At 63.9% G+C, this 12,091-nt stretch carries 9 protein-coding genes, 1 pseudogene and 1 CRISPR repeat array; of the genes and pseudogenes, 7 read left to right on the plus strand and 3 right to left on the minus strand.

Annotation, left to right across the window (positions count from 1 at the left end; all coding sequences use genetic code 11):
* The first annotated feature begins 4 nt into the window (after positions 1–4).
* Positions 5–461: a CRISPR direct-repeat array (repeat unit 30 nt; unit sequence AGTGTTCCCCGCACCTGCGGGGATGAACCG).
* 45 nt (positions 462–506) lie between these two features.
* The 3 genes and pseudogenes from BM046_RS16605 to BM046_RS09460 form a co-directional block, all read right to left on the minus strand.
* Positions 507–1,259: pseudogene (locus BM046_RS16605) on the minus strand (M90 family metallopeptidase); the annotation flags it as partial.
* A gap of 33 nt (positions 1,260–1,292) precedes the next feature.
* The gene (locus tag BM046_RS09455) at positions 1,293–2,558 is read right to left on the minus strand and encodes an NAD(P)/FAD-dependent oxidoreductase (protein WP_090538855.1); all 1,266 of its coding nucleotides are present in this window, start codon (positions 2,556–2,558) and stop codon (positions 1,293–1,295) included.
* Positions 2,559–2,650: 92 nt separating this feature from the next.
* Positions 2,651–4,090 carry a glutamine synthetase family protein gene (locus tag BM046_RS09460; protein WP_090538856.1) on the minus strand — a complete coding sequence of 480 codons (1,440 nt, stop codon included), beginning with the start codon at positions 4,088–4,090 and terminating at the stop codon, positions 2,651–2,653.
* A 247-nt stretch (positions 4,091–4,337) separates the two neighbouring features.
* Here BM046_RS09460 and BM046_RS09465 point away from each other — a divergent pair, with 247 nt between their 5' ends.
* From BM046_RS09465 to BM046_RS09495, 7 genes are all read left to right on the plus strand, one after another.
* Positions 4,338–5,108: a gamma-glutamyl-gamma-aminobutyrate hydrolase family protein gene (locus tag BM046_RS09465; protein WP_090538857.1), complete on the plus strand. Its 771-nt coding sequence runs from the start codon at positions 4,338–4,340 to the stop codon at positions 5,106–5,108.
* Complete coding sequence (locus tag BM046_RS09470; RefSeq protein WP_090538858.1) at positions 5,105–6,451, plus strand: glutamine synthetase family protein; 1,347 nt, start codon at positions 5,105–5,107, stop codon at positions 6,449–6,451. The genes BM046_RS09465 and BM046_RS09470 overlap by 4 nt, the downstream gene beginning before the upstream one ends.
* Before the next feature lie 39 nt (positions 6,452–6,490).
* On the plus strand, positions 6,491–7,858 hold the full coding sequence (locus BM046_RS09475) for an aspartate aminotransferase family protein (protein WP_090538859.1): 1,368 nt from the start codon (positions 6,491–6,493) through the stop codon (positions 7,856–7,858).
* A 195-nt stretch (positions 7,859–8,053) separates the two neighbouring features.
* Positions 8,054–9,151, plus strand: a complete 1,098-nt coding sequence (locus tag BM046_RS09480) for a polyamine ABC transporter substrate-binding protein (protein WP_090538860.1) — start codon at positions 8,054–8,056, stop codon at positions 9,149–9,151.
* 49 nt (positions 9,152–9,200) lie between these two features.
* A complete protein-coding gene (locus tag BM046_RS09485; protein ID WP_090538861.1) occupies positions 9,201–10,337 on the plus strand; it encodes an ABC transporter ATP-binding protein in 1,137 nt (378 codons plus the stop codon).
* On the plus strand, positions 10,334–11,230 hold the full coding sequence (locus BM046_RS09490; RefSeq protein WP_090538862.1) for an ABC transporter permease subunit: 897 nt from the start codon (positions 10,334–10,336) through the stop codon (positions 11,228–11,230). The genes BM046_RS09485 and BM046_RS09490 overlap by 4 nt, the downstream gene beginning before the upstream one ends.
* Positions 11,230–12,087: an ABC transporter permease subunit gene (locus BM046_RS09495; RefSeq protein WP_090538863.1), complete on the plus strand. Its 858-nt coding sequence runs from the start codon at positions 11,230–11,232 to the stop codon at positions 12,085–12,087. Before BM046_RS09490 ends, BM046_RS09495 begins: the two co-directional genes overlap by 1 nt.
* The last annotated feature ends 4 nt before the right edge of the window (positions 12,088–12,091 follow it).

The following is a 12,091-nucleotide window of genomic DNA, read 5'->3' on the forward strand; positions in this document are numbered from 1 at the left end:
CACGGGTGTTCCCCGCACCTGCGGGGATGAACCGTCGGGCGGCCTGCGCATTGTCGTGTTCCAGGAGTGTTCCCCGCACCTGCGGGGATGAACCGTCGCTGGAGGTGGAGTGATGAGCATCGTGATAGTGTTCCCCGCACCTGCGGGGATGAACCGCTCGCCCTGCTGTATGCGGGCCTGTACGATCAGTGTTCCCCGCACCTGCGGGGATGAACCGTTGTAGGCCTGTTCCACCCGCAGGCTGAACGCGTGTTCCCCGCACCTGCGGGGATGAACCGCGCACGATGTCGCAAGAGGACTACGACAACATGTGTTCCCCGCACCTGCGGGGATGAACCGCACTATTAGCCCCGCCACGTTCGGCGCTGGCTGTGTTCCCCGCACCTGCGGGGATGAACCGCGAGTGCGCAGTTCCTGGCCGTGTTCCGGCACGTGTTCCCCGCACCTGCGGGGATCTACTTGTCGCGCGGATCAGATTGCCCCTCGGGATCCTGGCGATAGAACGCAGTCAGATGCCCGTACACCGCTGGCCAGGCTTCACGCAGCGGCGCGGGTCGCTCGAAGAAGGTTTCCGAGAGCACGGCGAAGAACTCGGCGGGGTCCTCCAGAGCATAGTCGTCCACCGGCAGTGGCAGGCTCTTTTCGGTGCGTTCGGCCAGGTCGTCCCAGGCGGCCTGCATGTCCCGCTGCCAGGCCTGCGGATCCATGTCCGGGTGCAGCGGTGGTGCGCCGTTCGCGCTGGCATCGCGCATGTCCAGGGTATGGGCCAGCTCATGAATAACCACGTTGTAGCCGTCGCCCTGGCCGGAGTGCCAGACGTCCTCCAGAGACAGCACTACAGGACCGCGTTCCCAGGCCTCGCCGCTGCGTTCACTGACCTCCTGGTGGACTATGCCGAATTCGTCTTCCCAGCTGTGCTCGGCGACAAAGGGGCCGTCGTAGAGGATCAGGGTTTGCCAGCGGTCGTACCAGTGCAGCCCCAGTTCCAGCACCGGCACCACCGCCATGCCGGCGATGCGCAGCCGCAGCCGGTCGTCCAGCTCGGCACCATTGACCGCCACCAGATGCTTGCGCAGCAGCAAGCGCAACGCCAGATCCCGGATCCGGCGCTGCTGCGCAGGCGGGTAGCGCTGATACACCGCCCAGTCGCCGAGGGCCTCCTGCCATTGCCCGGGGCTGACCTTCAGCTGCCGCAGCTGGCGGTCCTCCCGCCAATGGCGCAGGCGCTGCCACCAGGACGGCCTGCGGCCCGACGTCATTCGCTCGTTGATGCTCCTGCCTCCTGTGAGTATTCAACCGCGCCGGTCAAGCAGCGCATACCAGCCCAGCGCCAGTGCCCGGATTGCCGTCTGCACTCCCGTGCCCGGCGGCACCGGCAGGTGACGCAGGCGGGCGAACAGATCAAAGCCCTCGCTGCGCCCGAGCACCGCTTCGGCCATCAGCCTGCCGGCCAGTCCGGCCAGTGCCACGCCCTGACCTGAATAACCCTGAGCATAGAGTACCCGGTTGCCGAGGCGGCCGAAGTGCGGGGCGCGGCTGGCAGTCATGGCCACCTGCCCGCCCCAGAGATAGTCGAAATCCTCGTCCGCCAATTGTGGAAACACCCCGGCCATGCGCTGGCGCAGGGTCTGGCGCAGTTTCGTCAGTCTGGCCGCGCCGGCGGTCGCACGGCCACCGAACAGCAGGCGGTTGTCCGGGGTCAGCCGGTAGTAGTCGATCAGGTTGTTCATGTCGCAGACCGCGGCGCGTGAGGGTATCAGCTGCCCAGCCAGGTCACCCAGGGGTCGGGTGGCGCCGATATAGCTGCCGATCGGCAGGAAACGCCGCTGCTGCCAGGGAAGCAGCCCTGCGCTGTAGGCATTGCCGCCGATGATCAACTGATCCGCGCGCACCTGGCCGAGGGCCGTGCTGACGCTGACGCCGGTGGCATCCTGAGCGATGGAGCCGGCCCGGGACTGACCGTGAATCAGCACGCCGGCCTGCGCCGCTGCCCGGGCCAGTCCCGCGGCATATTTCAGCGGGTGCAGGCTGCCGCCACCGCTGTCCATGACTCCGGCCTGATAGTCTGCACGCAGCAGCTGGTTCAGCTCTCCCCGGTCATGGAAGCTGAGCCGGTCATAGCCCAGCGCTTCGAGCTGCTGTTGCCAGGCACGCAGTTCGGGAAGCTGCCGGGGCCGGTTGGCCACCAGCAGGATGCCGGACCGCAGGTCGCAATCGATCCGGTAGCGCTCGGCCCGCTGTTGAATAAGCCGCACACCCGCGAGCGACAGCTGCCAGACCCGCAGCGCATCGGCCCTGCCCAGCTGCTGTTCGAGCAAGCCGTGATCACAGGCCAGCCCCGGATTGATCTGGCCGCCGTTACGCCCGGAACAACCCCAGCCCGGCTGTTCTGCCTCCAGCAGTATGACCCGGCGCCCGGCTTCAGCCAGCTCCAGCGCAGCGGACAGGCCGGTATAACCGCCGCCGATCACGCATACATCGGCCTGCTGCCGGCCGCGCAACGGGGGATAGACGGGGGTTTCAGTGCTGGCGCGGTACCAGGAGTCGGTCAGCGGCATGATGGAGAAAGACTCTCAGGGGTGAAACGATCCGGCGGTGTCGAGCGGGCGCTCGACACCGCCCGGGTGCAGCGCAGGGCGCTGCACCCCGATCAAACGGTGTGCAGATACCACATATACTCCAGATCGGAGATGGTGCGCTCGAACTCCTCCAGTTCGCTTTCCTTGCACAGCACGAAGACGTCCAGATACTCCTCGCCGATGTAGTCCTTCATCATCTCCGACCCTTCCAGCTGACGCAGGGCGTCGCGCAGGTTGGTAGGCAGCGATGGCTCGTGCTGTTCATAGGCATTGCCCTCGGTCATCGGCGGCGGCTCGATGCGGTTGGTGATGCCGTAATGGATGGCCGACAGCAGTGCTGCCATCAGCAGGTAGGGGTTGGCGTCGGCGCCAGCCAGCCGGTGTTCGATCCGCATGTTCTCGGCATCGCCCCCGGGTACCCGCACCGCCACCGTGCGGTTGTCGATACCCCAGGTCGGAGAACAGGGAACATAGAAGTTGGGACTGAACCGGCGGTAGGAGTTGACGTTGGGACAGAGGAAGGCCATGTACTGGGGCAGCACCTCCAGCAGCCCGCCGATGGCCCAGCGCAGGTGGTCCGACAGATTACCCTGTTCATCCGGGGCGAAGGCGTTGTGCCCATCGCGCTCCAGACTGATATGCACATGCATGCCGTTGCCGGCCTGATCGTGGTAGGGCTTGGCCATGAAGGTGGTGTCCATCTCATGGTCATAGGCCACGTTCTTGATCACCCGCTTGAGCAGCACCGCATAGTCGCAGGCCTTGACCGGGTCCTCCACGTGATGAAGGTTGACCTCGAACTGGCCGGGGGCGGATTCGGCGACGATGGCGTCAGCGGGGATGCCCTGCTCGTGGGCAGCTTCGATGACGTCCTCGAGAAACTCGGCGTATTCGTCCAGATCATCCATCGAGTAGACCTGAACCGAGGCCGGCCGCTTGCCGGAAATCGGCGAGCGCGGCGGCTGCGGGCGACCGGTGATGTTTTCCTGGTCGATCAGGAAGAACTCCAGCTCGAAGGCCGAGACCGGCTTGAGGCCCAGTTCGCGGAAACGCTCGACCACCCGCTGCAGGACATAGCGCGGGTCGGCGAAGAAGGGGGTCTTGCGATCCAGCTCGTACATGGTCATCAGCAGCTGCCCGGTAGGGCGCTTCTGCCAGGGTTCCAGGCACAGGGTGCCGGGGATCGGCAGGCAGATGCGGTCGGCATCGCCGATTTCCATCCCCAGACCGGTCTCTTCCACTGTGGTGCCCTGGATATTGAGGGCGAAGAGCGATGCCGGCAGTGCGATGCCCCTCTCGAAGGCACGGGTCAGCGCCGAACGGTCGATGCGCTTGCCCCGGACGATGCCGTTCATATCAGCAATCAGCAGGTCGATGAAGTGAACGTCGGGATAGGTTGCTAGGAAGCTCTCCGGCTCATGCAGAGGATGGGGAGCGGTCACGTCGGCGTCAAGGTTCACCACCTTGGCGGGTTCGCTACCGACGCTCGGAACATCGGCTGGGGAGTGCATGTTCTTCACCTGTTATTTGTAAAATATATCAACCATCACTCTCACGATTGAGAGTAAATCCCGAAAGGCCCCGGCGAGTCAATAGAGCCCGGAAGCCCGGCAGCACTGGCCCGACGAAGGCTCTGCTTACCGGCTCCGGAATTCCCCCTGCGGCTCAGCGGGGCGGCAGTTGGTGATAGGGTTTTTTTGCTGCTATTGTATGAAAAATTGAACAAGACCCTGCAGCTGTGACCGCACAGACGAGACCATGTCCCAGACCCGTCAGCCGTTGATCGGCATCTCCTGCTGTACCACCAGCGTTGGCCCGCACCCTTTCCATATGGCCGGCGAGAAATACATTCTTGGCGCCCTGCAAGGGGCCGGGGGCATCCCCCTGCTGATCCCCGCCGTGGGCGCTCATATCCCCATGGACGCCCTGCTGGAGCAGCTCGACGGACTGCTGCTGACCGGCTCACCCTCCAACGTGGAACCCCATCACTACACCGGCCCGGCCAGTGCACCCGGCACCCAGCATGATCCCGGCCGCGACGCCACCACCCTGCCGCTGATCCGCCGCGCCGTGGAGCTGGGGGTACCCCTGCTGGGGATCTGCCGCGGCTTCCAGGAAATGAACGTGGCCTTCGGCGGCACCCTGCACCAGCGCCTGAACGAGGTGCCCGGACTGCTCGAGCACCGGGAGGACACCAGTCAGCCGTTGCCGGTGCAGTACGGGCCAGCCCATGAGGTACGCATCGAACCGGGAGGCCTGCTTGATCGGGCCATCGGCTGCAGCTCGGCAATGGTCAACTCCCTGCACAATCAGGGCGTGGACCGTCTGGCCCCCGGACTGCAGCCGGAAGCCGTGGCGCCCGACGGACTGATCGAGGCGTTTTCCGTGTCGGCAGCGAGCACCTTCGCCCTCGGCGTGCAGTGGCACCCGGAATGGAAGGTGATGGAAAACCCGTTCTACCTGAGTATATTCAAGGCGTTTGGTGACGCCTGCCGGGCACGCGCTGCCCGGCCCAAGAGGACCTTATGAACAAGATTGAAGCCTTTCTGAAGGAACACAGGATCACCGAGGTCGAGTGCATGGTCAGCGACCTCACCGGTATTGCCCGCGGCAAGATCGCGCCCACCGCCAAGTTCATGTCGGAAAAGGGCATGCGCCTGCCCGAGAGCATCCTGCTGCAGTCGGTAACCGGCGACTATGTCGATGATGATGTCTACTACGACCTGCTGGACCCGGCGGACATCGACATGATCTGCAAGCCCGATGATGACGGCATCTACCTGGTGCCCTGGGCCATCGAGCCCACCGCCCAGATCATCCACGACTGCTACGACAAGCACGGCGTGCCGATCGAGATGTCACCGCGCAATCTGCTGAAGAAGGTGCTGCGGCTGTACGCCGAAAAGGGCTGGAAGCCCCTGGTGGCACCGGAGATGGAGTTCTACCTGACCAAGCGCAACGACGACCCCGACCTGCCGCTGCAGCCGCCGATCGGTCGCTCCGGGCGCCAGGAGACCGGCCGCCAGTCCTTCTCCATCGACGCGGCCAACGAGTTCGATCCGCTGTTCGAGGATATGTACGACTGGAGCGAGGCCCAGGGACTGGATCTGGATACCCTGATCCACGAGGAAGGCACTGCGCAGATGGAGATCAACTTCCGTCACGGTGATCCGCTGCACCTGGCCGATCAGGTACTGGTATTCAAGCGCACCATGCGCGAAGCCGCGCTCAAGCACGACGTGACCGCCACCTTCATGGCCAAGCCCATCACCAACGAGCCGGGCAGCGCCATGCACCTGCACCAGAGCATCGTCGATGCCAAAACCGGCGAAAACATCTTTTCCAATCCCGACGGCAGCATGAGCGAGCTGTTCCTCAACCATATCGGCGGGCTGCAGCGCTATATCCCGGAAGTGCTGCCGATGTTCGCGCCCAACGTGAATTCCTTCCGCCGCTTCCTGCCTGACACCTCGGCACCGGTCAACGTCGAATGGGGCGTGGAGAACCGCACAGCCGGACTGCGGGTACCCGACTCGACGCCACAGAACATGCGCCTGGAGAACCGTCTGCCGGGCGCCGATGCCAACCCCTACATCGCCATTGCCGCCAGTCTGATGTGCGGCTATCTGGGAATGGTCAAGCGCATCGCCCCCTCCGCCCCGGTGCAGGGTCGCGCCTACGAGCGCCGCAACCTGCGCCTGCCCTTCTCCCTCGAGTCGGCGCTGGAGCGGATGGAACAGTGCCGGGATATCCAGGAGGTGCTGGGCGAGAAATTCTGCCGCGGCTATATCGCGGTCAAGCGGGTGGAGAACGAGAACTACAAGCGGGTAATCAGTTCCTGGGAGCGGGAGTTCCTTTTGCTCACCGTCTAGGCATCGCCCCCGGGGGCGCGGATCATGGGAGTACCGAGCATGACAGCAGGCAAACGCAACACGGCCCAACTGCAGGCGCTGGACGCAGCCCACCACCTGCACCCCTTCACCGATCACCGGGACCTGGGGGGACGCGGCACCCGCATCATCGAACGCGCCTCCGGCGTCTACCTGTGGGACAGTGAGGGCAACAGGCTGCTCGACGGCATGGCCGGGCTCTGGTGCGTGAATATCGGCTACGGCCGGCGCGAGCTGGCCGACGCGGCCCATCGGCAGATGCTCGAGCTGCCCTACTACAACAGCTTCTTCCAGTGCACCCATCCCCCGGCGGTGGAGCTGGCCAGCGCCATCGCCGAACAGGCGCCGGCACACATGAACCGGGTGTTCTTCACCGGCTCCGGCTCCGAAGCCAACGATACCGTGCTGCGCATGGTGCGCCGCTACTGGGACCTGCAGGGTCAGCCCCAGCGCAAGACGGTGATCAGCCGCATCAACGGCTACCATGGTTCCACCGTCGCCGGGGCCAGCCTCGGCGGCATGAGCGCCATGCACGAGCAGGGCGACCTGCCGATTCCCGGCATCGTCCATATCCCCCAGCCCTACTGGTACGGCGAGGGCGGCGACATGGACGAGGGCGAGTTCGGCCTCTGGGCCGCGCGCCAGCTGGAGCAGAAGATCCTCGAACTGGGTGTGGACAGGGTTGCGGCCTTTATCGCCGAACCCATCCAGGGTGCCGGCGGCGTGATAGTGCCCCCGGCCACCTACTGGCCGGAGATCCAGCGCATCGTTGATCAGTACGGCATCCTGCTGGTGGTCGACGAGGTGATCTGCGGCTTCGGCCGTACCGGCGAATGGTTCGGCAGCCAGTACTACGGCATCCGCCCGGACCTGATGCCCATCGCCAAGGGCATGACCTCCGGCTACCTGCCGATGGGCGGGGTGATCGTCGGCGACAGGGTCGCCTCCTGCCTGATCGATCAGGGCGGCGAATTCTTCCACGGCTATACCTATTCCGGCCACCCGGTCGCCGCCGCCGTGGGGCTGGAGAACCTGCGCATCCTGCGCGAGGAAGGTATCGTCGACTACGCCCGGGAACAGGCCGCGCCCTATCTGCAGCAGAAGATCGCCGCCCTGGCCGAGCACCCGCTGGTGGGTCAGGTCCGCGGCGTCGGCATGCTCGGCGCCCTGGAGCTGGTGCGGGACAAGCGCACCCGCGAGCGTTTTCCCGGCAAGGGCGCCGCCGGCACCCTGTGCCGCGACCTGTGCATCCGCAACGGTCTGGTCATGCGAGCAGTGGGTGACACCCTGATCATGTCACCGCCGCTGGTCATTCAACCGCAGGAAATCGATGAGCTGTTCGACAAGGCCTGGCGCACCCTGAACATGGCCGCCGAAGAGCTGCGCTGATTGGGGTCTGTACCCCTATCCGCGCGAACACAGCTTGAATACACTAGGCGCTGGCGAACCAGCGTCTGCAAGGAAGGTTCCCAGTGATGTGCCGGATATTTCCGGAAGTTGTTTGATCCACCGATAACGGCCGGTCCGATCGGCCCGATTGAGAACTGACCGGTCCACCCTGGACGGTGTTCGTAAGGAGAACGCATGAAACCGACATTGCACAAGACTCTGCTGGCTTTGGCCGTTACCGGACTGTTCGCTGGAGCTGCCCATGCAGCGGGCGAGCTGAAAATCTACAACTGGTCCGACTACATCGCCGAGGACACCATTGCCAATTTCGAGAAGGAAACCGGCATCAAGGTGACCTATGACGTCTACGATTCCAACGAGGTACTGGACGCCAAGCTGCTGACCGGCCGCTCCGGCTTCGACATCGTGGTGCCGTCCAACCACTACCTGACCAAGCAGATCGAGGCAGGCGTCTATCAGCGGCTGGATCACAGCAAGCTGCCGAACATGAAGAACCTCAACCCGGACCTGATGGACGACATGGAGAGTATCGATCCGGGCAGCCAGTACTCCATTCCCTACATGTGGGGCACCAACGGCATCGGCTACAACATCGACAAGGTCAAGGCGATCCTCGGCGATGACGCCCCGCTGGACTCCTGGGACCTGATGTTCAATCCGGAGATTGCCGCCAAACTGGCCAGCTGCGGTATCACCATGCTCGACTCCGGTGACGAGATGCTGACCTCGGCCCTGCGCTATCTGGGCCTGGACCCCAACAGCAACGATGCCGATGACCTGAAGAAGGCCGAGGAACTGCTGATGAGCGTGCGCGGCCACGTGGCCTACTTCCACTCCTCGCGCTACATCTCCGACCTGGCCAACGGCGAGATCTGCGTGGCCGCAGGTTACTCCGGCGACATCTTCCAGGCCGCTGCCCGCGCCGAGGAAGCCGAGAACGGCGTGAACATCGGCTACACCATTCCCAAGGAAGGTACCGCCCTGTGGTTTGACATGATGGCCATCCCCAAGGATGCGCCGAACCCGGACAACGCCCACGCCTTCATCAACTACATCCTGCGTCCGGAAGTCGTGGCCCCGATCACCGACTACGTGGCCTATGCCAACCCCAACCTGGCGGCCAACGAGTTTGTTGACCCCGAGGTGCTGAACGACCCGGCGATCTACCCCACCGACGAGGTCATGGCCAAGCTGTATGTGGCCAAACCCCGCCCGCTGGCATCTCAACGGATCATCACCCGCGCCTGGAACAGGATCAAGTCGGGCCGTTGAACCTTACCGGGGGCTGCACTGCAGCCCCTCTTTTGCTGGGGAGTGAATTATGGTGGGTGCAGCAGGGGCCATGAAGCAGGCCATGGCCAAGAAGGAGCAGGTGGAGTTCGTCAAGATCGAGCGCGTCAGCAAGCAGTTTGATGATGCGGTCGCCGTGGATGACGTCACCCTCACCATCAACCGGGGCGAGATCTTTGCCCTGCTCGGCGGGTCCGGCTCGGGTAAGTCCACCCTGCTGCGGATCCTCGCCGGTTTCGAGAAACCCACCGAGGGTCGGGTCCTGCTGGATGGGCAGAACATTACCGACCTGCCGCCGCACAAGCGGCCGATCAACATGATGTTCCAGTCCTACGCCCTGTTCCCGCACATGACGGTGGAACAGAACATTGCTTTCGGACTGAAACAGGACAAGCTCAGCAAGCAGGAAATCACCGAGCGCGTTGCCGAGATGCTCAAGCTGGTGCACATGAGCAAGTTTGCCAAGCGCAAGCCGCACCAGCTGTCCGGTGGCCAGCGGCAGCGCGTGGCCCTGGCCCGCTCCCTGGCCAAGCGGCCCAAGCTGCTGCTGCTCGACGAGCCCATGGGCGCCCTGGACAAGAAGCTGCGCTCGCAGATGCAGCTGGAGCTGGTGGAGATCATCGAGCGGGTCGGCGTGACCTGCATCATGGTCACCCACGACCAGGAAGAGGCCATGACCATGGCCCAGCGCATCGCCATCATGGACCAGGGCTGGATCGTCCAGGTCGGCACGCCGATGGACATCTACGAGAGCCCGGTCAACCGCCACGTCGCCGAGTTCGTCGGCAGCGTGAACATCTTCGAGGGCCAGATCATCACCGACATGGAAGACCACGTGATCATCGAGTGCCCGCAGCTGGGTCGGCATATCTACATCGGCCACGGGGTCTCTACCCGCGCCGAGGACAAGAGCGCCATCTACGCCCTGCGCCCCGAAAAGGTCTTCGTCACCACCGAACAGCCGGAACAGGAATACAACTGGGCCCACGGCGTGGTGCACGACATCGCCTACCTGGGCGGCCATTCGATGTATTACATCAAGCTGGACAGCGGCAAGATAGTCCAGGCCTTCTTCGCCAACTCGGAACGTCGTCTGCCCCGCCCGACCTGGGAAGATCAGGTCTACATCAGCTGGGATGACGACGGGGGCGTGGTACTGCCGACATGAGAAGACGCCTGCCCCTGCCCAACGGCAAGACACTGGTCATCAGCATCCCCTACCTGTGGATGTTCCTGTTCTTCCTGTTGCCCTTCGTCATCGTCCTGAAGATCAGCTTCTCCCAGGCGGCCATTGCCATCCCGCCCTACGAGCGGCTGTTCGAGTACAGCAACCAGGCACTGACCATAGTGCTGAACATGGGCAACTACATCTTCCTGACCCAGGACAGCCTCTACTACGCTGCCTACCTCGGGTCGCTGAAGATCGCCCTGATCACCACCCTGGTGTGCCTGCTGCTGGGCTACCCCATGGCCTACGCCATCGCCCGTGCGCCGCGGGACCGCCAGCTGATCTATCTGCTGCTGATCATGATGCCGACCTGGACGGCGATCCTCATCCGCGTCTACGCCTGGATGGGCATTCTCAGCGCCAACGGCCTGCTCAACTCGACGCTGATGTCACTCGGACTGATCAGCACGCCGCTGCAGATTCTCAACACCAATACCGCGGTCTATATCGGCCTGGTCTACGCCTACCTGCCCTTCATGGTGCTGCCGCTGTACGCCAACCTGGTCAAGCATGATCCGACCCTGCTGGAAGCGGCGCAGGATCTCGGCGCCGGCCGCATCAAGGCGTTCTGGAAAGTGACGGTACCACTGTCGCGTGCCGGTATCGTCGCCGGCTCCATGCTGGTGTTCATTCCCGTTGTCGGCGAGTTCGTCGTGCCCGAACTGCTCGGCGGCCCGGAAACCCTGATGATCGGCAAGGTGCTGTGGCAGGAGTTCTTCAACAACCGCGACTGGCCGGTGGCCTCGGCGCTGGCAATCGTGATGCTGGCCATACTGCTGATCCCCATCACGCTGTTCCACTACAACCAGGCTCGCGAGATGGAGAAGAAGTGATGAGACGTCCCGATTTCTCCAGCGTCGTCCTGTGGCTGGGCCTGCTGTTCATCTACCTGCCGATGGTCATCCTGGTCATCTACTCCTTCAATGCCTCGCGGCTGGTGACGGTATGGGGTGGCTGGTCGATCCACTGGTATCTGGGTCTGCTGGACAACACCCAGCTGATGAATGCGGTCAAACGCAGTCTGCAGATCGCCTTCTACACCGCCACCGCGGCGGTGGCGCTGGGCACCCTGGCGGCCTTTGCCATGACCCGCATCCAGCAGTTCCGCGGTCGCACCCTGTTCTCGGGGATGGTCACCGCGCCGCTGGTGATGCCCGAGGTGATCACCGGCCTGTCGCTGCTGCTGCTGTTCGTGGCGCTGGCCCAGGTACTGGAGTTCTTCCTCGGCGTTACCTTCGACCGCGGCATGCTGACCATCTGGATTGCCCACACCACCTTCTCGGTGGCCTATGTGGCGATCGTTGTCAGCAGCCGCCTGGGCGAGCTGGATCAGTCCATCGAAGAGGCGGCGATGGATCTGGGTGCCCCGCCGTGGAAGACTTTCCTGCTGATCACCGTGCCCATGATAGCGCCCTCGATCGTGGCGGGCTGGCTGCTGTCCTTTACCCTGTCGCTGGATGACCTGGTACTGGCCAGCTTTGTCTCCGGGCCCGGCTCGACCACCCTGCCGATGGAGATCTTCTCGGCGGTGCGTCTGGGCGTGAAGCCCGAGATCAACGCCATCGCCAGTGTCATCCTGTTCGCCGTGTCCGTGTTTACCCTGCTGATGTGGTTCATCTTCCGGCGCGCCGACAAGCGCAGTCAGCTGCCGCCACCGGAAGAGACCAGCCGCCGGCGCACACCGGCCTGAACTC

Origin of the sequence: Halopseudomonas formosensis (genome assembly GCF_900115905.1) — a bacterium.
In the GTDB taxonomy this organism is placed as follows: Bacteria; Pseudomonadota; Gammaproteobacteria; order Pseudomonadales; family Pseudomonadaceae; genus Halopseudomonas; species Halopseudomonas formosensis.

What these genes read in the sequence shown, in the direction of transcription:
- BM046_RS09455 (WP_090538855.1), bottom strand. Translation starts at nt 2,558, where the DNA reads ATGCCGCTGACCGACTCCTGGTACCGCGCCAGCACTGAAACCCCCGTC.
- BM046_RS09460 (WP_090538856.1), bottom strand. Translation starts at nt 4,090, where the DNA reads ATGCACTCCCCAGCCGATGTTCCGAGCGTCGGTAGCGAACCCGCCAAG.
- BM046_RS09465 (WP_090538857.1), top strand. Translation starts at nt 4,338, where the DNA reads ATGTCCCAGACCCGTCAGCCGTTGATCGGCATCTCCTGCTGTACCACC.
- BM046_RS09470 (WP_090538858.1), top strand. Translation starts at nt 5,105, where the DNA reads ATGAACAAGATTGAAGCCTTTCTGAAGGAACACAGGATCACCGAGGTC.
- BM046_RS09475 (WP_090538859.1), top strand. Translation starts at nt 6,491, where the DNA reads ATGACAGCAGGCAAACGCAACACGGCCCAACTGCAGGCGCTGGACGCA.
- BM046_RS09480 (WP_090538860.1), top strand. Translation starts at nt 8,054, where the DNA reads ATGAAACCGACATTGCACAAGACTCTGCTGGCTTTGGCCGTTACCGGA.
- BM046_RS09485 (WP_090538861.1), top strand. Translation starts at nt 9,201, where the DNA reads ATGGTGGGTGCAGCAGGGGCCATGAAGCAGGCCATGGCCAAGAAGGAG.
- BM046_RS09490 (WP_090538862.1), top strand. Translation starts at nt 10,334, where the DNA reads ATGAGAAGACGCCTGCCCCTGCCCAACGGCAAGACACTGGTCATCAGC.
- BM046_RS09495 (WP_090538863.1), top strand. Translation starts at nt 11,230, where the DNA reads ATGAGACGTCCCGATTTCTCCAGCGTCGTCCTGTGGCTGGGCCTGCTG.